We start from the raw sequence: 22,320 nt of genomic DNA, 5'->3' as shown, positions 1-22,320 counted from the left end.
CCACATGACCAAGCTCGTCCGGGAGCTTGTTGATCCCGTGATGGTGGCGGCGTTCGAGGGATGGAACGACGCCGGTGAGGCGGCCAGCCTGGCCGTGGAGCACCTGTCGAGGGAGTGGGACGCCTACGAGCTGTGCGCGCTGGCACCGGACGACTACTACGACTTCCAGGTGACCCGGCCGCGCATGTCGATCGTGGACGGTGTGGTCGGTGAGGTCGAGTGGCCCACGACCCGGGTCCGCGTGGCGACGCCGCCGGGGTCGGAGCGCGACGTGGTGCTGGTGACGGGTCCCGAGCCGAACATGCGGTGGCGCTCCTACGCCGCCGACCTGCTGGCCGTGGCGCGGGAGCTGGGCGTCACCCGGATGGTGATGCTGGGTTCGCTGCTGGCGGACGCCCCGCACACGCGGCCGATCCCGGTGACCGGGATGGCCTCGCCCGTGGAGCTGGGCGCGGGGCTGGGGCTGGAGGCGACCACCTACTCGGGCCCGACCGGGATCGTGGGCGTGGTGCACGAGGCGTTCAGCGCGGTGGGGATCGAGACCGCGTCGCTGTGGGCGGCCATCCCCCACTACGTCGCCCAGCCGCCGTGCCCGAAGGCCTCCCTGGCGCTGCTGGCGTGGGTGGAGGACTTCCTGGGCGCGCGGGTGCCGCTGGGCGACCTGCCCGAGGACGCGGTGGCGTGGGAGTCCAACGTCAACGAGCTCACCGCCGAGGACGAGGACATCGCGGCCTACGTGCGCGGCCTGGAGGAGGCCAAGGACACCGCCGACCTGCCGGAGGCCTCCGGCGACGCGATCGCCCGGGAGTTCGAGCGCTACCTGCGCCGCCACGACGAGGGCTGAGGCCCCGCGGCGGCCCCGGGCGCGCCCCGGGCCCGCGCCGGACGCCGCGTCCGAGGCCCCGGCCGGTGCGAGGCGGAACGGGGGTCTCCCGTGCCGCGGGCCGACCCACGCGGCCCGGGGCCGGGTTCTGGCGTGTGAAGCGGTCCCCTCAGACCCGCATGTGGCGCCACTCCCCCGTGGACAGCACCACGGCCCAGGCCCCGGCGATGCGGGCCAGCCCGCGGCGGACCTCGTCCACGACCGCGGGGGCCAGCGGCACGGGGGCCTCGCGTGAGGCCTGGAGGCGCACGGTGACGCGGAGGCCGTCCAGGACCTTCTGGCCCCGGGCGATGGCCTCGTGGTCGGGTTCGGCCCGCCGTTCCAGGACCGCCCGGATGCCGTCGCGCAGGGCGATGGCCTCGTCGAGGTCGGCGAGGGTGATGGGGATGGCTCCCTCGGTGGCCAGGCGGTGCTCGCGCAGGAACCGCGCGAGGTCGGCCCGGTCGGCGAGCCCGGCACCGGTGGAGACGAAGTCCGCGATGAGTTCGGCGGCCGCGCTGTGCCGCGTGGGGGTCGTCATGGGGGCTATCCCACCACGGCCGGGCCCCGGATACCGGCGTTTCCGCGAGCCCGTGGCCACAGGTGGTCACCGCGAACGTGCATAACACGACATGTGCGGACGAAACGGAAACGGCACTTCCCGGTCCGCTCACCGCGGGGCTCCGCGCCCGACCGGTTCAGGCCGCGAGCAGCGCGCGGAGCCCGTGGCGCTCGCGGGGCAGCCCCAGCCGGGCGAGCACGACCGGGAAGTTGGCGAACCGGCCGTCCCAGAAGCCGTCGTGGTCGGCCAGGACCCGCAGGTAGTCGCGCTGGACGGCGGTCAGTCCGGCGGGGACGCGCGGCGCGGCGCGACCCGCTTGGGCTCCCTCGTGAGCGGTCGTGCCGCCGTCCCCGTGCGCGTCGGTGGTCGCGCCGCGGCCCGGGTCGGCCGCCCGGAAGGCCAGGTCCAGCAGCGGTCCGGCGTCGGACGCCGCGGTGAGGGGCGAGGCCAGCGGGGCCAGCGCGCGCAGCACCGGGAGCAGGCGCGCGGCGTCCTCGGCGGTGGAGCGCTCGGCGAGTTCGCGGACCAGGGCGAAACGCACGTGGCCGGAGAAGTGGGCGGGACGCCTGGTGAACCAGGCGTCGGCGGCCTCCGGGTCCGCGAGCGCGGCGGCCAGCTCGGCGGCGGCCGCGGGGTTGGCGCGCTGGCCGGGCGCCAGCGCGGCGCAGGCGCGGATGGCCGGGTCGGCGTGGGTGAGGAACTCGGTGGTGTCGGCGCCGCAGGCGCCCAGGGCCAGGACGATGACCGCGCCCTCGTCGCGGGTCTCGGCCATGTCGGCGGCCCCGGACAGGTCCGGCTCCAGCCCGCCGAGCCGGGCCAGGGCCGCGGCGGCCTCCACCGCGCACATGCGCGTGTGCGCGTCGGGGGCGGTCAGGTGGGGTTCGACCGCCGCGTACAGCACGGGCGCGGCGGCGCGCATGTCCGGACCCACCCTCCGCATGAGCGCGTCCACGGCGGGGGTCTCCCACACCCCGACCGCCTCCTCCTCGTCGTCGGAGGCCAGCGCGGAGTACACCCGGTCCAGCGCGGCCCCGGCTGGCGGTTCGGCCACGGGGCCGGAGGGCGTCTGGTACAGCGCGCCCTCGGCCGCGGCGGCCAGGAAGCCCAGCAGGACGCGGCGCGGGGAGCCCCGGTACTCGCCCGACGCCTCGGGGAGCGGGTCCCGGGCCGGGCCGTCGAGTTCGGTGCGGTCCAGGATCCCGGCGACGAACAGGGCGGCGGGGACGGTGGCCGGGTAGACCGTGCCCTGGTGCAGGAGCGCACTGCGGAGGTGGTCCAGCGCGCGCCCGCGCTCACGCGCGTCGCCGGTGAGCAGGTCCGCGAGGTGCCCGGGGGCGTCGGCGCCGGAGCCGTGGGCGTGGAAGGTACGGGTCCAGTCGGTGCTGTGGAGTACGTCCGGTCCTGTCTGCATGTCCCGGATTGTGGCAGCGCCCACCGACGGTCCGCGGGTGTGCCGCCGGGGAGCCCTGGGAACGGTCTGGCTATACTCGGGCCCCCGCCGCCCCCCAGGAAGGCCACACCATGTCGTTCGCCGAGCCGCCCACCACACCCCTGCGCCGGGCGCTGTTCCGCGCCCCCATCTGGATCTACCGCACCGGGTTGGGCGGCCTGATGGGCCGCCGGTTCGTACTGCTCACCCACAGGGGGCGGGCCACGGGAGAGGCCCGCCAGGCGGTGCTGGAGGTCATCGGCGGCGACGACGCCGCGGGGACCGTGCTGGTGGCCTCCGGGTACGGAAGGCGGTCGCAGTGGTTCCGCAACGTCGAGCGCGAGCCGCGGGTGCTGTTCCAGCTGGGCAACCGGCGCCACCGGGGCACCGCCACCGTCCTGTCGCCGCAGGAGTCCGGTGAGGCGCTGGTGAACTACGCCGAGCAGCACCCCGCCGCAGCCGTGGCGCTGCTGCGCGCGCTGGGGTACGAGGTGGACGACAGCGAGGAGTGGTTCGAGCGGAGGGGCGCGGACATCGGGAACGACATCCCGGTCGTCCGGTTGTCCCCCGCGGGGGCCGCCGGTGAGCGCCACCCCGATCCCTCCGCTCCCTAGGGCAGCGGACCGGCGACATCGAAGGCCTTCGGTGTCGCCGGTCGAGTCCGGCGGAGCCAGGCGGCCCGCGGTTACAGGCGCACGCCCAGCAGGGTGTCCGCGGTCGCGCGCACCAGGGTCGGCGCGCCGGTGTCGGCGCCGCCCTCGGTGAGGGCGGTGTCGGCCCAGGCGTCCACCGCGGCCAGGGCCGCCGGGGAGTCCAGGTCCTCGGCCAGGGCCGCGCGCACGGCGGCGAGCACCGGGGCGGCGTCGGGCGCCGCGCCCAGGGCCAGGGCGGCGCGCCAGCGCTCGGCGCGGGCGGTGGCGGCGGGGAGTTCGGCGTCGGTCCACTCCCACGGGGCGCGGTAGTGGTGGGCGAGCATGGCCAGGCGGATGACGGCCGGGTCCACGCCCTGCTGGCGCAGCTTGGAGACGAAGACCAGGTTGCCCAGGGACTTGGACATCTTCTCGCCGTCGAGGCCGACCATGCCCACGTGCAGGTGGTTGTGGGCGTTGGGTCCGCCCGTGGCACATCGGGTCTCGGCCGCGCCCATCTCGTGGTGGGGGAAGATCAGGTCGCTGCCGCCGCCGTTGAGGTCGAAGGCGGGGCCGAGCCGGTCCAGGGCGATGGCGCTGCACTCGATGTGCCAGCCGGGGCGCCCGCGGCCCAGGGGGCTGTCCCAGGCGGGCTCGCCGGGGCGCTCGGTGCGCCAGAGCAGCCAGTCGAGCGGGTCCTTCTTGCCGGTGCGCCGGGGGTCGCCGCCGCGTTCGCCGAACAGCTCCAGCATCTGCCCGCGGTCCAGGTGGCTGATCTCGCCGAACTCGGGCGCCTCGGCGGCGGAGAAGTACAGGTCCCCGTCCAGCTCGTAGGCGGCGCCGGTGTCGCGGATGCGGGCGGCGAGGTCGCTGATGAGGTCGACGGACTCCACCACGCCGACGTAGGAGGTCGGGGGGATGATCCGCAGGGCGGCCATGTCCTCGCGGAAGACGTCGATCTCGCGGTGGGCGAGGTCGCGCCAGTCGACGCCGGTGGCCTCCGCGCGCTCCAGGAGCGGGTCGTCGATGTCGGTGGTGTTCTGCACGTAGTTGACGTCGTGGCCCGCGTCGCGCCAGACCCGGTTGACCAGGTCGAAGGTGAGGTAGGTGAAGGCGTGGCCCAGGTGGGCGGCGTCGTAGGGGGTGATGCCGCAGGCGTACATCCCGGCCCGGGGGCCCGGCGTCGTCGTCCTTATCCGGCCGGTGGCGGTGTCGTGGACACGAAGGGGACCGCCGGTACCCGGCAGGGGGACGATGTCAGGCGCAGACCATGAACGCATACCGCGCAGCCTATCCGGACGCGCGTGCGACACGCGTGCGCGGGAGGGTGGGCACCGCGCGTGATGATCACCCCAGGAGAGGTGGGAATAAGCCGGGTGCGACCGGTGCGGCGGAGAGTGCGCACGGTCCGGATCCGGGGCTCACGCGGCGAGGTCGTGGTACCTGCGGCTGATGAGCAGGGCGCCGAACACCGCCACGGCGGCGCACAGCGCGGCCATCCCCTCGTTGCCCAGGCGCCAGTGCAGCAGTGCGCCGCTGACCGAGACGACGTAGAGGAGCCAGTACGCTCCGCTCTCCACCAGGTTGCCGTTACGGCCCTCCATCGTGCCCCCTGCCGTGAACGCGTGTCCTCACGCGAGCCTGACGGCGTGTGCCGTCTCTCTCTGAGACGCCGTGGTCACTCTCGGGGTTGACACGCCGTCGCGACCCGGGGGTGTGACGGTGGTTATGCGCACCGGTGACGCACGCCCGCCCTGGTCAGGGCCGAGTGGCCGGACCGGAGCAGGTGGGGTCGCAGCGGGCGGGGCCGGAGCAGGCGGGGTCGGCCCCGGACGTCCGCCCGGGGTCAGGGCCGGGCCGCGTCCGCGAGTTCGAGCAGGTCCAGCGCCTCGGCCGTGCGCGCCAGCTCGGGGTCCCCGGCGGGGCCGAACTCGACGATGTCGGCGTGGACCGCCCGGAGCCGCCACCGGGCGCGGGACACGTCGCGGCGCTCCCGTCGCGGGCTGAGGGCGTGGTGGGAGGGGGCGGCCTGGTCACGGACGGGCATGGCGCTCATGGGCGGTCCTTCGGGGGTGGGTCGGCGGTTGTGGGGTACCCAGGGTCACGGTGTGACGCTGCCTCCGCGCCCCGGGTTCACCGTGAACACGATCCCCTGAACCGCCTCCAGCGCGGTTCCGGAATCCTTTCGCTCCACCCCAGGTCAACGGGGAACGGGAAGGGAGCGTTCCACAGCGTTCCTGTCCCCTACCCGTTGCTCCGTCCGGAATGCACAGAGTTGGCACATCAAAGCCACACGTGTCCGTCTTCGGGACCAGGGCCCGACCGCGTCCCCCGTTCCGTCGCCCTTCCCTTGTTCACACCCCTTGTGCTGAAGGAAAACTAAACGTACAGTAACTTACCAATTAGATTCGTTGCGTAACACGGCGACTGCGAGCAGTCGCCCACCTGGTCCCGCGCACGCCCTCCGTGCCCGGGACCGACTCCGCCCGTCACCGCCCCGCCGCGGCGGGGCTTCCCCCCGGAGTAGCCCATGCGCATCGCGTACCGGCCCCGCAGGTCCCTCGCCTCCGCAGCACTGTCCTTCCTCACCGCCGCCGCGCTCGTGATCCCGGTCGGGGCCGCCTCGGCCGCCCCCGTCCCCGAGGACACGACGGCCCCGGCCTCCGCCGAAGCCGCCCGTGCGGCGGCCCTGGTGTGGTCCGACGAGTTCAACGGCGCCGCCGGAAGCGCCCCCAACCCCGCCAACTGGAACCACGAGACCGGCGCCCACGGCTGGGGCAACAACGAACTCCAGAACTACACCAACAGCCGCGCCAACTCCGCCCTCGACGGCCAGGGCAACCTCGTCATCACCGCGCGCAGGGAAGCGGGCGGCGGCTACACCTCCGCCCGCATGACCACACAGAACAAGGTCGAACACGCCTACGGCCGCATCGAGGCCCGCATCAAGATCCCCCGCGGCCAGGGCATCTGGCCCGCCTTCTGGATGCTCGGCGCCGACTTCCCCCAGACCCCGTGGCCCAACTCCGGCGAGATCGACATCATGGAGAACATCGGCCGCGAACCCCACCTGGTCCACGGCACCCTCCACGGGCCCGGCTACTCCGGGGGCAACCCCCTGACCGGGTCCTACATGCACCCGCAGGGCTGGTCCTTCGCCGACACCTTCCACACCTTCGCCATCGACTGGCGCCCCGGCTCCATCACCTGGTCGGTGGACGGCAACGCCTACCAGACCTACACCCCCGCCGACACGCGCGGAAACCCCTGGGTCTACGACCAGCCCTTCTTCATGATCCTCAACATCGCCGTGGGCGGGAACTGGCCCGGCTACCCCGACGGCACCACCCAGTTCCCCCAGCAGATGCTCGTGGACTACGTCCGGATCTACTCGGACGGCGGCAGCCCCGGCGGCGGCACCGGCACGGTCACCGCCTCCAACGGCATCTGCCTCGACGTGGCCGGGGCCCAGACGGGCGACGGGACCCCGATCCAGCTGGCGCACTGCAACGGCAACCAGGCCCAGCAGTGGACCGAGGGCTCCGACGGCACGTTCCGGGCGTTCAACAAGTGCCTGGACGTGGCGGGCGGCGCCACCGCCGCGGGCACCCCGGTACAGCTGTGGACCTGCAACGGGACCGGCGCGCAGCGGTGGACCCACGACAGCGGGACGCAGGCCCTGCGCAACCCGCAGTCGGGGCGCTGCCTGCAACCCCAGGGCCGGGCGCAGAGCGACGGCACCCGGATGGTGATCGCCGACTGCGACGGCAGCGCCGTCCAGCGCTGGAGCCTGAACGGCTGACCCCTCACCCGTGCCGCCCGCCGACCCCCTCCGGCGGACGGCGCCCCGCCGTCCGCCACTCCTCGGGCGGTCGGCGGCGCCTTCGGCCCCCCGCGTCTCAGAACCGGGGGGCCGAGGTGTCGATCATCCGCCACGCCCCTGGATCGGCCGGGGCGTCGGTGAAGGCGTAGCGCACGGTCTCGCGGTCCATGGCCAGCAGGGTCACCGACCCGGTCTCCCACGTCCTGCCCCCGCCGAGGTCGGCGCGGGCGACCAGGCCGGTCGGGTCGCCGGACTCGTCGGGGCCCGCCGAACGGGGCGCGGAATCGGCGGCCTCGTTGACCAGGCGCGGCCACTCCCCCCAGATCTCCTCCACCCCCTTGGCGCGGGACAGGTCGGCCGGGTCGGGCCGGGTACGCGCGAACTCGGGAGTGTGGCGGGCGGCGCGCGGGTCGTCCGGGTTCAGCCCGGTGTTGACCACCATGCTCACGCCGACCGGCAGCGGACGGGTGTCCAGGCAACGGCCGTCCCAGCTGTGCAGCCCGGCCCGGCGGGCGTCGGCGTCCAGCAGGTGGAAGGGCGCGTAGAGGGTGGGGTCGTCGCCGTGCAGCGGGTCGCGGCCCGGGTTGCGGCCCGCGTGGGCGAGGGCGCGCAGCGGCAGTTCGCCCCGGCTGGCCGGGTAGGTGCCCTCCCAGGGCATGCGCCCGTCCCAGGGCCAGCCGTTGAGCAGGGCCGCCGTGCGCGGGCCCGACGGGTCCACCGCCAGCCAGGTGCCGCCCGCGAGGCGGTCCCGGCCGCCGACGAGGTCGGGCCGGTCGGGCCAGTGCCGGGCGGGCCCGTCCCAGGGCCGGGAGGACATCTCGTCCCGGAGCGCGGCGATGACCAGGGGCGTGTCCGCGCCGGGGTCGAAGCCGACGACGACAGTGCACATGACGACCTTGTGACCTTTGCTGTGGGTCCCCGGTGTGGTGCGGTCCCCGCGGCGGCGCGGGCGGAACGGGGATGTGGACAGGAGGTAGACGCAACCGTACCCGGAGGGGCCCTCGGCAGTAGTCCGCGCGGGCCCGGGGTGGTGCGGGCACCACCCGGGACCGGGGGACGGTGTGCCGGTTCCCGGTCCGGGAGTCTTCTAGTCTGTAGTCTCCCTCCCCCTTCGCGTGTGCGGGGCGGATGCCGCGTCCGAGGCGCCTTCCCGCCCGTCTAGTTTCCCGGACCACACAGGAGTAGTGCGTGCCCGAGCAACCCGACCGGACCGACGACGGTGCGGACAGCACCGCGGACAGGCCGCGGGACGCGGTTTCCGCCGTCCCCGGACCGCAGGCGGGCGGCGGCGCCCCCGAAGCTCCCGCCGGAGCCTCCGCCGAGCCCGTTCCCGCAGGCCCCAGGGGCCCGGCGGGCCCTCCTCCCGAGACGGGGCTGACCGGACGGCAGGTCGCCGAGCGGGTCTCGGCGGGGCGGACCAACGACGTGCCGGTGCGCGCGAGCCGCACGGTCGGCCAGATCATCCGCGGCAACGTGTTCACCCGGATCAACGCCATGGTCGCGGTGCTGTTCTCGATCATCGCCGTGATCGGCCCGGTGCAGGACGGCCTGTTCGCGATGGTCATCCTCTTCAACACGCTGATCGGCATCGTCCAGGAGCTGCGGGCCAAGCGCACCCTGGACAAGCTCGCCATCGTCAACGCCGCCCGGCCGCGGGTGGTGCGCGACGGCGCCACCGTGCACGTGGCCACGCAGGAGATCGTCCTGGACGAGGTCCTGGAAGTGGGCGTGGGCGACCAGATCGTGGTCGACGGCACCGTCACCTGGGCCGGGGGGCTGGAGGTCGACGAATCGCTGCTGACCGGCGAGGCCGACCCGGTGGTCAAGCGGCCCGGGGGCACCGTGATGTCGGGCAGCTTCGTGGTCGCGGGCACCGGCCGGTTCCGGGCCACCAAGGTGGGGCGGCACGCCTACGCGGCGCGGCTGGCCGAGGAGGCGAGCCGCTTCTCGCTGGTGCACTCGGAGCTGCGGTCGGGCATCAACCGCATCCTGACCTGGATCACCTACGCGCTGTTCCCGATCGGCGCCCTGCTGATCTACAGCCAGCTGGTCCTGGGCGGGCACGTGGGCCTGGAGGAGTCGACCTCGGGCGGCCAGATCTCCGGCCCGCTGGCGGACGCCCTGCGCAGCATGGTCGCGGCCCTGGTGTCGATGATCCCCGAGGGCCTGGTCCTGCTCACCAGCATCGCGTTCGCGGTCGGGGTGATCCGGCTGGGGCGGCACAAGTGCCTGGTGCAGGAGCTGCCCGCGATCGAGGGCCTGGCCCGCGTGGACGTGGTGTGCACCGACAAGACGGGCACGCTGACCGAGGCGGGCATGAAGCTGGCCGCAATCCGCGACCTGGGCGGGCACGGCGGGGAGGCGTCCCCGTCGCTCGTGCTGGCGGCGCTGGCGGCCGGCGACCCCGACCACAACGCGAGCATGGCGGCGATCGCGCGCGGATGCGAGGCCGCGGGCCAGGCCGCGCCCGACTGGACGGTCACGGCGCTGGCGCCGTTCTCGTCCGCCCGCAAGTGGAGCGGGGCCAGCTTCCTCACCCCCGGCGGCGAGGAGCACTGGGTGCTGGGCGCGGCCGACGTGCTGGCCTCCGCGCAGGACCCGGCGGCCGCCGAGGCGGCCCGGCTGGGCGCGCAGGGCCGCCGCGTGCTGCTGCTGGCGCGCGCGTCGGCGCGGGTGGACTCCGACGAGGCGCCCGGGGCCGTGCTGCCGGTGGCCCTGGTGGTGCTGGACCAGAGGCTGCGCGAGGACGCCGGTCCGACCCTGGACTACTTCGGGGACCAGGGCGTGGACGTCAAGATCGTCTCGGGTGACCACGCTGCGTCGGTGGGCGCGGTGGGCCGCGAGCTGGGGCTGCCGGGCGCGGACCAGCCGGTGGACGCGCGGGCGCTGTCGGAGGACCGCGACGAGCTGGCCCGCGAGGTGGAGGAGCGCTCGGCCTTCGGCCGGGTGACGCCCGAGCGCAAGCGCGACCTGGTCAGGGGCCTGCGCGACCGCGGGCACACGGTGGCGATGACCGGTGACGGCGTCAACGACGTGCTGGCGCTGAAGGAGGCCGACATCGGCGTGGCGATGGGCTCGGGGAGCCCGGCGTCGCGGTCGGTGGCCCAGCTGGTGCTGCTGGACAACCGGTTCGCGGTGCTGCCGCGCGTGGTGGCCGAGGGCCGCCGGGTCATCGGCAACATCGAGCGGGTGGCCAACCTGTTCCTGACCAAGACCGTGTACACGATGACGCTGGCGATCATCGTGGGCCTGCTGGCGGTGGCCTACCCCTTCTTCCCGCGCCACGCCACGCTCATCAACGCGGTGACGTTCGGCATCCCGTCGTTCTTCCTGGCGCTGGCGCCCAACACCGACATCGCCCGGCCGGGGTTCGTGATGCGGACGCTGCGGCTTGCGATCCCCTCGGGCATGGTGGCGGGCTTCGCCGCGGTGACGACCTACCTGCTGGTGCTGGGCGGTCGGACTGTGCCCGACCCGGCCGACCGGACGGCGGTGGTCATCACGCTGTGCGCGACGACGCTGTGGGTGCTGCTGCTGGTGGCCAAGCCGTACGTGTGGTGGAAGGTGCTGATGGTGGGCTCCATGGTGGGTCTGCTGACGCTGGCGATGGTGACACCGCTGGGCCAGTGGTTCTTCGACCTGGACGTGAGCGACCCGACCAAGGTGCTGACCGGTCTGGCCGTGGCGGGTGTGGCGATCGTGGTGATCACGGTGATCCGGGTGGTGGACGACCGGATGATGGCCCGGTCCGAGGCTCGTGCGGCGGAGAGGGAAGACGGGCGCGAGGCCGAGGAGCGCACCCCGGAGCCGGTGTGACAGCCGTTCTCCGAGAGGCGCGGGGACCGGGGCCGGCAGAGGGCGGTAGGGAGAGGGGCAGGACATGCTGAGCGAAACCGACATGCGCCGCCTGCGGCGCGCGGTCGCTCTGGCCGAGGAGTCCCTGGAGGCGGGTGACGAGCCCTTCGGCTCGGTGCTGGCGTCCGTGGACGGGACGGTGCTCTTCGAGGACCGCAACCGCGTCGCCGGCGGCGACCCGACGCAGCACCCGGAGTTCGCCATCGCCCGGTGGTCGACCACCCGCATGAGCCCCGGAGAACGGGCGGCGGCGACCGTCTACACCTCCGGGGAGCACTGCCCCATGTGCTCGGCCGCCCACGGCTGGGCAGGGCTGGGCCGGATCGTGTACGCGACCTCCTCGGCGCAGCTCACCTCGTGGCTAAAGGAGTGGGGCGCGCCCCCGGCGCCGGTGCGGGCGCTGCCGATCGGCGAGATCGTGCCCGCGATCACGGTGGAGGGGCCGGTGGACTCCCTGGTCGCGCGGGTGCGGGCGCTCCAGGCCCGCTTCCACGGCCGGAGCTGACACCGGCGCCTTCCCCGCAGCCCGTCGACGGCCCCGCCCGCGCTGAGCGCGGGCGGGGCCGTCGGCGCGGTGAGCACTGTCAGCGCGTGAGGGCGGTCAGCGCGGTGGACGCCGTCAGTCCTTGTCGTCGTCGCGGGGTTCGAACCGCCCCTGGATGACGCGGCCGCGGTCGCGCGGGGCGGCGTCCTCGTCGGCGCGGGGGCCGAACGGGTCCTGGCCGGGGCCGAACGGACCCGCGGCCGGACCCGCCCCCGGGCCGCCGGGGGCGGTGGACCCGCGGACGACGAACTCCTCGTTCATCCGCTCCTGCATCCTGCGCACGCGGCGCTGCGCCCACGAGGCGAAGGCCCAGCGCAGGACGGGCCGGGTGAAGGGCAGGACCATCAGCAGGCCGAGCACGGCGGTGATGAACCCGGGGATCACGAGCAGGATGCCGCCCGCCATGAGCATGAGCGGGTCGAGCAGGCCCCCGCGCGGCTGCTCACCCGAGCGCATGGCCTGGTCAGCGTCCCGGAAGGCCCTGGTCCCGGCCCGGCGCAGCACGGCCACGCCCAGGACCATCAGCGAGACCAGCGCGGCCAGCGTCCACGGGACGCCGATCCAGCCGCCGACGACGATCATCAGCCACACTTCCAGGAAGGGCAGCGCCATCAGCGCCAGCACTGTCAGCAGCGGCATGCGTAACCATCCTCCGGGTCGTCGGCGGGAGCTCCCCCTACAGGAGAGAACGCGCGCGCGGGCTCCAGGGTTCCCCCGGACGCGTGCTTCCCGACCGGGCGTGCGCGTGAACGCCCCTCGGACGCGCCCTTCCGCGCGTCCGCACGCGCCCGCACAGGGCCCTGCCGTCGGCCCCGTGCCTCCCGGGCACGGGGCGGGCCCGCCCCCTCAGGCGCGGCGACGGCGCCCCAGGAGCACCGCCACGACCACCGCGCCCAGCCCCAGGGCGCTCAGGAGCGCCTCCGGCGCGGCGCCCAGGCGGGTGGCGACGGTGGTGCCCTCCATCGCCTCCAGCTCGGCCACGTGGATGTCGGGCACCGCCTCGGGCGAGCTGTAGGCCAGGCTGCCGTCGGGGTTGACCACGGCGCTGACGCCGCTGGTGGAGACGACCACCGCCGGGCGGCCGTGCTCGACGGCGCGCAGCTGGGTGATGGCCAGCTGCTGGTTGGTCTGACCGGTGAAGTTGTAGTTGGCGTTGTTGGTGGGGACCACGATGACCTGCCCGCCCGCGGCGACGGACTCGCGCACCGGCAGGTCGAAGGCCACGTCGAAGCAGATGCCCACGGCCAGGGTGGTGCCGCCCACGTCCAGGGCGCCGGGTTCGGTGCCGGGGACGGCGTCGGAGCTGACCTGCTGGAGGCGGGCCACGAACCGCGTGAAGAAGTCGCGGAAGGGCACGTACTCGCCGAACGGCACGAGGTAGCGCTTGTCGTAGATCTCGCCCGGCCCGGTCCGGGGGTCCCAGACCACGCTGCTGACGTAGCGGGTGCCGTCGTCGTTGAAGCGGCTCATGCCCCACAGCAGGGGGACGCCCGCGTCGGCCGCGGCGGCGTCGATGATCTCGCGCGCCCGGGGATCGCGGAAGGGGTCGATGTCGCTGGCGTTCTCCGGCAGCAGCACCATGTCCGGCTGGGGGTGCTCCCCCGCGCGGACGGCGTCGGCGAGCTCGTGGACCCCGTCGGCGTGGTTGTTGAGGACCTGCATGCGCTCGCCCGCGATGGACATCTGTCCGACGTTGGGGACGTTGCCCTGGACCATGCCGACGGTGACGGTGTGCGAGACGTCGGGGCGGCCGATCGCGGGGGCCAGGGCGCCGCCGGCGACGACGGCCGCCGCGGCGGCCAGTCCGATGGCGGCCGGGACCCAGCCGGTCCGCAGCGAACCGCCCGTGTTCGCGGGGCGGCCCGGGCCCGTGCCCGCCGCGTGCGCGGCGTCGCGATCGTTTCGGTCGTCCCGATCACCGCGTCCGGCCCCGAGGGCGCCCGCCAGGCGCAGCGCGCTCCACAGCAGCAGACCGCCGGTGAGGGCGACCGCGAAGGTCACCAGGGCGGAGGAGCCGAGGGCGGCGTAGCCGACGAAGGGCGTGTCGGGCTGGGCGAAGGCGAGCTTGCCCCAGGGGAATCCGCCCAGCGGCCAGCGGGCGCGCACGGCCTCCTGGGCCACCCACAGGGCCGCGGTCCACAGCGGCCAGCCGGGCAGGCGCACGGCCACGCCCAGGGCCATCGCCATGGGGAGGAAGTAGACGGTCTCGGCTCCGGCGATGAGCAGCCACACGTCGACGCCGAAGATGTCCTGCCAGTGCACCAGCGGCACCATGAGCGTGGCCCCGGACAGGGCGCCGAGCCAGGCCGCGCGCCGCGTCCGGGCCCCCGCGACGGCGAGGGCGAGCAGCGCGGCGCTGAGCGGGCCCAGCCACCACAGGCCGTGGGGCGGCAGCGCGAAGAGCTGGGCGAGACCGGAGCCGACCGCGGCGAGCACCCGCCACAGCAGGTCGTGGCGTCCCCAGCGGTGTCCCGGCGCGAAGGCGGAGGCGAGGGAGCGTGCCGGGTTCGCCGTCCGCTCCCGCCCCACCGGTTCCGGCGGGGGTCTGTCGGAGCCGTGGGCGCTGCCCTGCTCGGTGTGCTCGGCAACCACGTGGGGTGCTCGCTTTCCGCTGGCTGGTGAGAGGTGCTCGCGGTCAGCATATGGGGGGACGCGGAAAAGGCCCGAGCCACCCTTCGGACCGGCTCCGTCCCGTCGGCGGCGAGCTCGGAAGACCGTTGTCTACTGGATGTTCGGGCCTTTTCCGGGTCCAACCCCCCGCCCGGTCGCGGTACTCCACCCCTCACCCGATCCCAACTGCACCTGGCGCGTGATGCAGCGTCCGATCGGACGAGCGGGGGCCGCACAACCGGTCCGTCCAGTGCTGGACTGGTCGTTAGGTTACCCAGACTCCCCGACCCGATGCCTCAACCCGGCTGCCGTGTCGTGGCCGCCGCCCCGAGGGCGTGGAGGGGAGAAAGGAAGGAACCGTCGGACAGGCTAACGCACCTGGGGCCGCCACGCCAGCTGAGCGGACGGGGTTTGTGTCTGACCGCAATCGGATCGACATCGACCCAAGTATGGACTTTTCGATCAGGATCGTGTCTGATGTGATCAGCACAACGGCCTGGTTCGATCAATTGCGAAAGTCCCAGGTCGGCGGCGCGGGCATCCCGATGATCCGCGTCACCCCACACCTCGACCCCGGCCCGGGAGCTGACAACCATGGCGGAGATCGTCCTCGATGGCGTTGACAAGATCTACGGCGGCGACGTCAAGGCCGTCGACAACCTGAACCTGAAGATCGAGGACGGCGAGTTCATGGTGCTCGTCGGCCCCTCCGGCTGCGGCAAGTCCACCGCGCTGCGCATGATCGCGGGCCTGGAGGAGATCACGGGCGGCACGCTGGTCATCGGCGACGAGATCGTCAACGACCGCCCGCCCAAGGACCGCGACATCGCGATGGTCTTCCAGAACTACGCGCTCTACCCCCACATGACCGTCGAGCAGAACCTGGCCTTCGGCCTCAAGCTGCGCAAGGTGGCCAAGCCCGAGATCGCGCGCCGCGTCAAGGAGGCGGCCGAGATGCTGGGTCTGGAGACCTACCTCAAGCGCAAGCCGGGCGCCCTCTCCGGCGGTCAGCGCCAGCGCGTGGCCATGGGCCGCGCGATCGTTCGCGAGCCGCGCGCGTTCCTCATGGACGAGCCGCTGTCCAACCTGGACGCCAAGCTGCGCGTGCAGATGCGCGCCTCCCTCAACCAGCTCCACGAGCGCCTGGGCGTCACCACCATCTACGTCACCCACGACCAGATCGAGGCCATGACCCTGGGCGACCGGGTCGCGGTGATGCGCGACGGCCGCCTCCAGCAGGTGGACACCCCCAAGCGCCTGTTCGACGCCCCCGTCAACCTGTTCGTGGCCGGGTTCATCGGCTCCCCGGCGATGAACTTCGTCGACACCGAGCTGGTCGCCGAGGGCGACGGCGCAGTGCTCACCTTCGCCGAGCACAAGCTGCCGGTCCCGGCGAGCGTCCTGGAGGCGCGCCCGGGCCTGCGCGACTACCTGGGCAAGAAGCTCATCCTGGGCATCCGCCCCTCGGACTTCAACGACGCCGACCTGGACGGCAACGGCGACCCGCAGATCCAGGTCAAGGCGAGCGTGACCGAGGAGCTGGGCACGGAGATCAACGTGATCTTCACCGTGGACGCCCCGCCGGTCCGCCACGAGGACGCCGCCGCCCTGGCCAAGGACGCGGCGGGCGAGGAGGGCGAGGGCGACGGCCTGCCGCTGGGCGGCAACACCTCGCTGTTCACCGCCCGGGTCAGCCCCCGCAGCAACGTGCGCCCGGGCCAGCCGGTCAGCCTGTCGGTGGACGTGAGCCAGCTGCACTTCTTCGACCCGCAGAGCGGTCTGGCCATCGGCCACCCCGACAACCTCTGAGCCCGTCCCACAGCGCCCCGCCGGGCCCCTCCCCCCTCCTGCGGGAGGGGCCCGGCGGGGCGCACCCGTGCGCGGGGTCCCCGAGGGCGCGGTGGAACGCACCCGCGCGACCGGCGGCGCAGGTGAGGCGGGCAGGACAGGTGGGGCAGGTGGTCTCGACCACCGTCGCGCACCCACGGGAACGGGCCCGGCCGGGGCGCGGACCTTATCCAGTCCGCACCGGGGCAAACCTTGCTCCGAGGACACAGTCACGCACCTCGGGGCAAGGCATCTGTTTCTTGACCCCCGGATGAGCGCACCCCAACGATTGTGTGGTGTCCAACCGAGCCCCCGGAGCCGCTCTCGTCACCGAGTCCGCGCCCGAGCCCGAGCCCGCCGTCGACGTCCTGCACGGCCGTCCCGTGCCCGACCCCTACCGGTGGTTGGAGTCCGCCGACTCCCCCGAGACGCAGCGCTGGCTGGAGGAGCGGGGCCGCGAGTACGCGGCGGAGGCGCTCGCCTGGCCCCTGCGCGACCGCCTGGCCGGGCTCATCCGCTCCCTGGTGGACACCGACCTGTGGAGCCCGCCGGTGCACCGGCCCGGCGCGGTGTTCGCCACCGTGCGCCCGGCCGGGGGCGAGCACCCCCGCCTGGTGGTCCTGAACGGCGACGGCCCGCCGCGCACCGTCTACGACCCCGTGGCCGAGGACCCGGCCGGGCACACCACCCTGGACGCCTGGGACCCCTCCCCCGACGGGGGACTGGTCGCCGTGCAGACCTCGTCGGGGGGCGTGGAGCGCGGCGTCCTGCGCGTGATCGACGCGGGCAGCGGGGAGCCCGTGGGCCCCGAGGTGCCCGAGGTGCGCTACTCCCACGTGGCCTGGGCGCCCCGGGGCGTCCCCGCCTTCTACTACGTGCGCCGCGACGGCGCCAGGGGCGTGCGCGGCGTGTGGCTGCGCCGGGTTTTGGACGGCACCGAGACGCTGGTCCACGCCTGCGCGGCGTCCGGAACCGTGCCCGGGGTGCGCGTCCTGGGTGGCCGGTGGCTGCTGGTGTCCGAGAGCCACGGCACCGGGCACCGCACCGACCTGTGGCTGGCCGACCTGACCGGCCCCGCCCGACCCGCCGCCTCGGCCGACCCGAGCGCCCCGACCTGTGAGACCGGCCCGGCCGACCTCCCCGAGCGGCCCCCGCTGCGGCCCGTCCAGGTGGGCGAGGAGGCCGAGACCGAGGCCCGGCTGGGCCCGGACGGCCTCCTGTACCTGCGCACCACCCTGGGCGCGCCGTGGCGGCGGATCTGCGCGGTCTCCCCCGAGGAGCCGGGGGTGGGGCACTGGCGCGAGGTGGTGCCCGAGGAGGACGGGGCGACCCTGGACGCCTTCGCGCCCTGCCCCGCCGGACCCGAGGGCGGCACCGCCCTGTTCGTCGCGCGCACCCGACTGGGCATCAGCGCCGCGGCAGTCCACGACACCCGCACCGGTGGGCTCCTGTACACGGTGGACCTGCCCGGGGAGGGGATGGTCTCCACGCCGGAGACGGCACCCGACGGGTCGGTGTACCTGGGGTACGCGGACGTGGCCACCCAGCAGCGGGTCCTGCGCCTGGCCCCCGGGGAGCGCACCCCGAGCCCCTGGCCGCCCGGCGCCGCTGAGGCACCGCCCTCCCCTGCCGTGGAGCGCTCGGTGGTCTGGTGCCGCTCCGCGGACGGTACCCGGGTCCCGGTGACCGTGTTCACCGCCGCGGGCCGCGACCACGCCGCGCCCGGCAGCGGACTGATCCCCGAGCCGACCCTCCTGCACGCCTACGGCGGCTTCGGACGCCCGCGCCAGTTCGGGTTCAGCGCGACCGTGCTGGCCTGGCTGCTCTCGGGCGGCCGGTACGCCGTCGCCCACGTGCGCGGCGGCGGGGACGCGGGCCGCGACTGGCACCTGGCCGGTTCGGGCCGCGGCAAGCCGCGCGCCGTGGAGGACCTGGTGGCCGCGGCGGCGGCCCTGGTCGGGGCGGGGATGTGCACCCGCGAGCAGCTGTGCCTGTCGGGCGGCTCGGCGGGCGGGCTGCTCGTCCTGGCCGCCGCGGCCGCGCGCCCGGACCTGTGCGGGGCGGTGATCGCCTCCGCGCCGCTGGCGGACATGGCCCGGTTCGAGCGGATGGGCCTGGGCCGGATGTGGACCCGCGAGTTCGGCACCGCCGCCGACCCCGACGACTTCGCCGCCCTGATGTCCTACTCCCCCTACCACCGGGTGCTGGAGAGCACCGGGGACGGGCCCAGGCGGCGCTTCCCCGGCGTCCTGCTCACCGGCTTCCACGGTGACACCCGCACCGACGCCGCCCACCCGCGCAAGATGTGCGCGGCGCTGCTGGCGGCGGCCGCGCGGGAGGAGGGGCGCCCGCCCGTCCTGCTCCGGTACGAGCGCGACGTGGGCCACGGCCCGCGCGCGGTCAGCCGGGCGGTGGGACTGGCCGCCGACGCGCACGCGTTCGCGGCCCACCGGACGGGGCTGTCGCCGCGCTGAGCGCGGGGGCGGCCCTGGCAAGAGAAACGGCACACAGAAAGCGAGGTGTGGTGCGTATGGACCCGATCGAGGTCGAGACCGAGGACCTGGCAGAGGTGACCTCCCGCGACATCACCGCGGGCGGCGACAGCGACGGCACCGACTCCAGTTCCGACTTCATCTGATCGCGTCCCGCCCGGCCCGGTCCCCCCGGGTCGGGCGGGGCCCAGCCCCCGTGCACGGAGAGGACGCCCCCTCATGACCGATCCCGGCCACCTGTTCACCCGGACCCTGAGCGACGTCGTGGGAAGGGAGGCCCTCACCGAGCGCCTGTCCGAGGAGTTCGTCTTCGCCGACCTGGGCGCGGACGCGGTGCGTTCGCTGCTGACCTTCGACGACCTCAACGGTCTGCTGGCCACATGCTCCCCCGAGCCGCCCAGGCTGCGCCTGCACCGGGACGGGTCCCCGGTCCCGGCCGACCGCTACACCGAGGCGGCGACCTCCTCGCGCAGCGCGCGGCGGGTGGTGCGGCCCGAGGCGCTGTACCGGGAGCTGCGGGAGGGGGCGAGCCTGGTCCTGGACAGCGTGGACCGGATGCACCCGCCGGTGGGCGCGGCGGCCGACGACCTCATGCGGCTGGTGCGCGAGCGCGCGCAGGCCAACCTGTACCTGATCTGGGGCGGCTCGCGCGGCTTCGACACCCACTGGGACGACCACGACACGGTGATCGTCCAGGTGGAGGGGACCAAGCACTGGCAGGTGCACGGCCCGGGGTCGCGCCCCTACCCGATGAAGAACGACGTGGACCACGCCCACACGCCGCCGCGCGACGCCGACGGCGAGCTGCACCTGGTGTGGGAGGGCGTGCTGCGGCCTGGCCAGGTCATCCACGTGCCGCGCGGCTGGTGGCACACGGTGACCGGGACCGGCGGGGTGAGCATGCACCTGACCTTCGGCTTCACCCGGGCGACCGGGGTGGAGTGGGCGGACGCGCTGTTGCGGCGGCTGTTCGAGGAGGAGGTGTTCCGCAGGGACCTGCCGCGCTTCGCCGACCCGGACGTGCGGCGCAAGCACCAGAGGGCGCTGGCGGCCCGGATGGCGGAGCTGGCCGAGGATCTGGACCTGGACGGCTTCCTGGCCGAGCGGGACGCGCGCTTCCCGCGCCGGACCTCGTTCTCGCTGCCGTGGCCGGTGGAGGAGGGGGCGCCGCCCGCGCACGCGCGGGTGGAGTTCGTGCCGATCCTGCCGCCGCCGCTGTCCCACGACGGCGAGAGGGTGGCCGTGACGGTGGGCGGGCGGCGGTACCGGTTCCCGGCCGTGGTCGGACCGGTCCTGGAGGCGCTGGCCGAGCACCGGGAGCTGACCGTGGCCGAACTGGCCGAGCGCGCGGGCGCGGAGTTCGAGCGGACGGCGGAGGTCGTGTCCGCGCTGTCGCGGCACCACCTGGTGGTGGTGCGGTAGCCGTCCACAGGCGCGCGAAGGGCCTGGTGGGCCGGGCCCGCGCGCGCCTACCGTAGTAGTAGGGGGGTCCCCGGCCCGCCCGCTTCGCGCTGCCCGCGCCCCGAGGGCAACCGGCACCGCTCAGGGCCGGCGCGCCAGCACGTGGGCGTCCAGGAAGCCCCGCTCGGAGGCCGGGTCGTGGAGCAGCCGGGCGAACACGACCAGTCCTGCCCCGGTCAGCAGCTCCGCGAACCGGTCCACCGGCCAGCTGTAGGCGGGCGCCACCCTGTGGTCGAAGGGGACCGGCTCCGGTCCCTCGGTCGCGAAGAACGAGGCCAGGAGCAGGCCCCCCGGCGCCAGGACGCGCACCTGCTCGGCGAGCAGCGCGGGCAGCTCCCCGGGCGGGGTGTGGATCATCGAGTAGTGGGCCAGCACGCCGCCGAGCGCGCCGTCCCCGACCGGCAGGGCCTCCATCCGCCCCTGGTCGAACCGCAGCGCCGGACGGGCCCGCCGAGCGTGCTCGACCATGCCCGGGGAGAGGTCGAACCCGCGGGCGTCCAGCCCCAGCTCGCACAGCATGGCCGTCAGGTGCCCGGGCCCGCAGCCGACGTCGGCCGCCCGCGGGTTGCCCGTCGCGCGTACCAGCTCGGCGAAGGTGCCGATCATGTTGCGCGAGAACGGCTGCGTCTCCAGCCGGTCGGCGAACATCGACGCGTACAGCTCCACGACCCCGTCGTAGGCCGCCCCGGTCCGTTCCTGGTGCTCTGTCACGGCACAGCAAGCTAGCACCCGCGGCCGCTTCCCGTACCGTTTCGAGGCTTTTTCGACGGGTACGGGTGGCTTCACGCTCGCGACGCGTGACAGTGGCGGGCCGCCAGGCCGACAGAACCGAGGGAGAGCACGCACGAGCATGGCACCAGAACGGATCTGCGCCCCGGACGCTCACCGACCCCTGACCCGGGCCCTCTCCCACCGCGGGTCGCCGCGCGGACCGGGCACCCCCTGAGACGGACGCCCCCTCCCGTGTCCGACCGGTGACGGGGGCGTTCGCCCCGGAGACGGCCCGCGTCCGTCGAACTCGGATCCGCGAACCGTTCGGTCCATCCCCGTGCGCGGGACCGATCCGACCGTTTCCGCGCTAGCGGAACGCGAGACGCCGTGACCCTGCGCGACAACTCAACTCCGAAGCGAAGCCGAGACAGAGAGTCGAAGGTAGAGAAGTGAACTCCCCACAGACGGCGCTCAGCACCGAGTACCAGACCATGATGTCCTACACCCAGGGCATGTGGACGAGCCAGATCGTGCGCACCGTGGCGGCGCTCTCGATCCCCGAACACCTGGAGGAAGGGCCCAGGAGCGCACGGGAGATCGCCGACGCCGCCTCCACCGACCCGGAGGCGATGTTCCGACTTCTGCGCGTGTGCGTGGCCCTGGGCCTGGTGTCCTTCGACCCGGCCACGGAACGGTTCTCCGGGACGGACCTGCTCGCCACGCTGCGGCGCGGCGCCCCCGGCACCCTGGCCAACTGGTCCATGGTCCAGACCATGCCCGGGCACTGGAGGAGCTGGGCGAAGGCCACCGACGCGGTCCGCTCCGGGAGCACCCGCTCCGCCCAGGCCCTGGGGTCCCCGCTCTTCGACTACCTGGCGGACAACCCCGGGGAGGGCGCGCTGTTCTCGGACGCGATGACCGACCTCACCGGCCCCGTCGCCCCCGAGGCCGCCGCGGTGATCGACACCTCCGGAGCTCCGACCATCGTCGACGTCGGCGGTGCCAACGGGACCTTCGTCCACGAGTTCCTCAGACGCGACCCCGAGGCCCGGGGGGTCGTCCTCGACCTGCCGGGCACGTCCGCGGGAGCGCGCGCCGAGGCCGAGGGCGCCGGTCTGCTCGACCGGCTCACCGTGGTCGGCGGCGACTTCTTCGACACCGTTCCGCCGGGTGACCTGTACCTGCTCAAGTTCGTCCTGCACGACTGGCAGGACGACGACTGCGTGCGGATCCTGGAGAACTGCCGCAGGGCCATGGCGCCCGGGGGGCGGGTGTGCATCGTGGAGATGGTCGTGGGACCCGTCGAGGACCCCGGCCTGGACGCCGCTCTCATGGACATGAACATGCTCGTCATCACCGAGGGCAAGGAACGTGACATGGCCGAGTTCGACGCCCTGTTGACCAGGGCGGGGCTACGGAGAGCGAAGCGGACGGCGATCTCGCGGCCCTACTCGGTGATCGAAGCCGTGGCCGCGGACTAGCGGCCGACTCCGTTCGTCCTGTCGGCGGCCGCAC

General features: G+C 74.2%; 18 protein-coding genes and 1 pseudogene. 10 read left to right on the top strand and 9 right to left on the bottom strand.

What is annotated here, in order from left to right:
- Window positions 1-4: 4 nt before the first annotated feature.
- Window positions 5-844 (top strand): PAC2 family protein, encoded by an 840-nt coding sequence (locus PV789_RS12125; RefSeq protein WP_248770001.1) that lies wholly within the window; start codon window positions 5-7, stop codon window positions 842-844.
- Window positions 845-992: 148 nt separating this feature from the next.
- Here the strand turns inward: PV789_RS12125 and PV789_RS12120 are convergent, their stop codons facing one another.
- Both PV789_RS12120 and PV789_RS12115 read right to left on the bottom strand, forming a co-directional pair.
- Window positions 993-1,403 (bottom strand): ABATE domain-containing protein, encoded by a 411-nt coding sequence (locus PV789_RS12120; RefSeq protein ID WP_212640309.1) that lies wholly within the window; start codon window positions 1,401-1,403, stop codon window positions 993-995.
- A 157-nt stretch (window positions 1,404-1,560) separates the two neighbouring features.
- Window positions 1,561-2,835, bottom strand: a complete 1,275-nt coding sequence (locus PV789_RS12115; protein ID WP_274977505.1) for a hypothetical protein — start codon at window positions 2,833-2,835, stop codon at window positions 1,561-1,563.
- 110 nt (window positions 2,836-2,945) lie between these two features.
- Here PV789_RS12115 and PV789_RS12110 point away from each other — a divergent pair, with 110 nt between their 5' ends.
- Complete coding sequence (locus tag PV789_RS12110) at window positions 2,946-3,467, top strand: nitroreductase family deazaflavin-dependent oxidoreductase (RefSeq protein WP_274977504.1); 522 nt, start codon at window positions 2,946-2,948, stop codon at window positions 3,465-3,467.
- Between the two features lie 71 nt (window positions 3,468-3,538).
- On the opposite strand, the gene mshC is transcribed toward PV789_RS12110, so the two are convergent.
- The 3 genes from mshC to PV789_RS12095 form a co-directional block, all read right to left on the bottom strand.
- The gene (mshC, locus tag PV789_RS12105; RefSeq protein WP_274977503.1) at window positions 3,539-4,762 is read right to left on the bottom strand and encodes a cysteine--1-D-myo-inosityl 2-amino-2-deoxy-alpha-D-glucopyranoside ligase; all 1,224 of its coding nucleotides are present in this window, start codon (window positions 4,760-4,762) and stop codon (window positions 3,539-3,541) included.
- Window positions 4,763-4,903: 141 nt separating this feature from the next.
- Window positions 4,904-5,086: a hypothetical protein gene (locus PV789_RS12100; RefSeq protein WP_274977502.1), complete on the bottom strand. Its 183-nt coding sequence runs from the start codon at window positions 5,084-5,086 to the stop codon at window positions 4,904-4,906.
- Window positions 5,087-5,328: 242 nt separating this feature from the next.
- Window positions 5,329-5,538, bottom strand: a complete 210-nt coding sequence (locus tag PV789_RS12095; RefSeq protein WP_248769999.1) for a hypothetical protein — start codon at window positions 5,536-5,538, stop codon at window positions 5,329-5,331.
- 474 nt (window positions 5,539-6,012) lie between these two features.
- Between PV789_RS12095 and PV789_RS12090 the strand changes: the two are divergent.
- A pseudogene (locus tag PV789_RS12090) lies at window positions 6,013-6,879 on the top strand (glycoside hydrolase family 16 protein); the annotation flags it as partial.
- Window positions 6,853-7,284 (top strand): ricin-type beta-trefoil lectin domain protein, encoded by a 432-nt coding sequence (locus tag PV789_RS29810; RefSeq protein WP_368045835.1) that lies wholly within the window; start codon window positions 6,853-6,855, stop codon window positions 7,282-7,284. The pseudogene PV789_RS12090 and the gene PV789_RS29810, both read left to right, overlap by 27 nt.
- A 97-nt stretch (window positions 7,285-7,381) precedes the next feature.
- On the opposite strand, the gene PV789_RS12085 is transcribed toward PV789_RS29810, so the two are convergent.
- Entirely contained in the window at window positions 7,382-8,194 is an 813-nt protein-coding gene (locus PV789_RS12085; protein WP_274977500.1) for an NRDE family protein, read from the bottom strand.
- A 299-nt stretch (window positions 8,195-8,493) separates the two neighbouring features.
- Here PV789_RS12085 and PV789_RS12080 point away from each other — a divergent pair, with 299 nt between their 5' ends.
- Together PV789_RS12080 and PV789_RS12075 are read left to right on the top strand one after the other, a co-directional pair.
- Entirely contained in the window at window positions 8,494-11,121 is a 2,628-nt protein-coding gene (locus PV789_RS12080) for an HAD-IC family P-type ATPase (RefSeq protein ID WP_274977499.1), read from the top strand.
- A gap of 64 nt (window positions 11,122-11,185) precedes the next feature.
- Window positions 11,186-11,665, top strand: a complete 480-nt coding sequence (locus tag PV789_RS12075) for a nucleoside deaminase (protein WP_274977498.1) — start codon at window positions 11,186-11,188, stop codon at window positions 11,663-11,665.
- 114 nt (window positions 11,666-11,779) lie between these two features.
- On the opposite strand, the gene PV789_RS12070 is transcribed toward PV789_RS12075, so the two are convergent.
- Window positions 11,780-12,343 carry an FxsA family protein gene (locus PV789_RS12070; protein ID WP_274977497.1) on the bottom strand — a complete coding sequence of 188 codons (564 nt, stop codon included), beginning with the start codon at window positions 12,341-12,343 and terminating at the stop codon, window positions 11,780-11,782.
- Between the two features lie 207 nt (window positions 12,344-12,550).
- The gene (lnt, locus tag PV789_RS12065; RefSeq protein ID WP_274977496.1) at window positions 12,551-14,296 is read right to left on the bottom strand and encodes an apolipoprotein N-acyltransferase; all 1,746 of its coding nucleotides are present in this window, start codon (window positions 14,294-14,296) and stop codon (window positions 12,551-12,553) included.
- 612 nt (window positions 14,297-14,908) lie between these two features.
- Here lnt and PV789_RS12060 point away from each other — a divergent pair.
- From PV789_RS12060 to PV789_RS12050, 3 genes are all read left to right on the top strand, one after another.
- A complete protein-coding gene (locus tag PV789_RS12060; RefSeq protein ID WP_274977495.1) occupies window positions 14,909-16,123 on the top strand; it encodes an ABC transporter ATP-binding protein in 1,215 nt (404 codons plus the stop codon).
- A gap of 311 nt (window positions 16,124-16,434) precedes the next feature.
- The gene (locus PV789_RS12055; RefSeq protein ID WP_274977494.1) at window positions 16,435-18,615 is read left to right on the top strand and encodes a prolyl oligopeptidase family serine peptidase; all 2,181 of its coding nucleotides are present in this window, start codon (window positions 16,435-16,437) and stop codon (window positions 18,613-18,615) included.
- Between the two features lie 237 nt (window positions 18,616-18,852).
- The gene (locus PV789_RS12050; protein WP_274977493.1) at window positions 18,853-20,055 is read left to right on the top strand and encodes a cupin domain-containing protein; all 1,203 of its coding nucleotides are present in this window, start codon (window positions 18,853-18,855) and stop codon (window positions 20,053-20,055) included.
- Between the two features lie 120 nt (window positions 20,056-20,175).
- Here PV789_RS12050 and PV789_RS12045 read toward each other — a convergent pair whose 3' ends face one another.
- Complete coding sequence (locus tag PV789_RS12045) at window positions 20,176-20,805, bottom strand: class I SAM-dependent methyltransferase (RefSeq protein ID WP_274977492.1); 630 nt, start codon at window positions 20,803-20,805, stop codon at window positions 20,176-20,178.
- 449 nt (window positions 20,806-21,254) lie between these two features.
- Here PV789_RS12045 and PV789_RS12040 point away from each other — a divergent pair, with 449 nt between their 5' ends.
- Window positions 21,255-22,286 (top strand): methyltransferase, encoded by a 1,032-nt coding sequence (locus tag PV789_RS12040; RefSeq protein ID WP_274977491.1) that lies wholly within the window; start codon window positions 21,255-21,257, stop codon window positions 22,284-22,286.
- Window positions 22,287-22,320 lie beyond the last annotated feature (34 nt).

The organism is Nocardiopsis camelliae, assembly GCF_028993595.1.
Classification (GTDB): Bacteria; Actinomycetota; Actinomycetes; order Streptosporangiales; family Streptosporangiaceae; genus Nocardiopsis; species Nocardiopsis dassonvillei.
The sequence above is the reverse complement of the archived record's forward strand: the minus strand, read 5'-3'. Positions and strand labels throughout refer to the sequence as shown.

Excerpts from the sequence above, each read along its gene's own strand:
- PV789_RS12125 (WP_248770001.1), top strand. The coding sequence starts at position 5 with ATGACCAAGCTCGTCCGGGAGCTTGTTGATCCCGTGATGGTGGCGGCG.
- PV789_RS12120 (WP_212640309.1), bottom strand. The coding sequence starts at position 1,403 with ATGACGACCCCCACGCGGCACAGCGCGGCCGCCGAACTCATCGCGGAC.
- PV789_RS12115 (WP_274977505.1), bottom strand. The coding sequence starts at position 2,835 with ATGCAGACAGGACCGGACGTACTCCACAGCACCGACTGGACCCGTACC.
- PV789_RS12110 (WP_274977504.1), top strand. The coding sequence starts at position 2,946 with ATGTCGTTCGCCGAGCCGCCCACCACACCCCTGCGCCGGGCGCTGTTC.
- mshC (WP_274977503.1), bottom strand. The coding sequence starts at position 4,762 with ATGCGTTCATGGTCTGCGCCTGACATCGTCCCCCTGCCGGGTACCGGC.
- PV789_RS12100 (WP_274977502.1), bottom strand. The coding sequence starts at position 5,086 with ATGGAGGGCCGTAACGGCAACCTGGTGGAGAGCGGAGCGTACTGGCTC.
- PV789_RS12095 (WP_248769999.1), bottom strand. The coding sequence starts at position 5,538 with ATGAGCGCCATGCCCGTCCGTGACCAGGCCGCCCCCTCCCACCACGCC.
- PV789_RS12085 (WP_274977500.1), bottom strand. The coding sequence starts at position 8,194 with ATGTGCACTGTCGTCGTCGGCTTCGACCCCGGCGCGGACACGCCCCTG.
- PV789_RS12075 (WP_274977498.1), top strand. The coding sequence starts at position 11,186 with ATGCTGAGCGAAACCGACATGCGCCGCCTGCGGCGCGCGGTCGCTCTG.
- PV789_RS12070 (WP_274977497.1), bottom strand. The coding sequence starts at position 12,343 with ATGCCGCTGCTGACAGTGCTGGCGCTGATGGCGCTGCCCTTCCTGGAA.
- PV789_RS12060 (WP_274977495.1), top strand. The coding sequence starts at position 14,909 with ATGGCGGAGATCGTCCTCGATGGCGTTGACAAGATCTACGGCGGCGAC.
- PV789_RS12050 (WP_274977493.1), top strand. The coding sequence starts at position 18,853 with ATGACCGATCCCGGCCACCTGTTCACCCGGACCCTGAGCGACGTCGTG.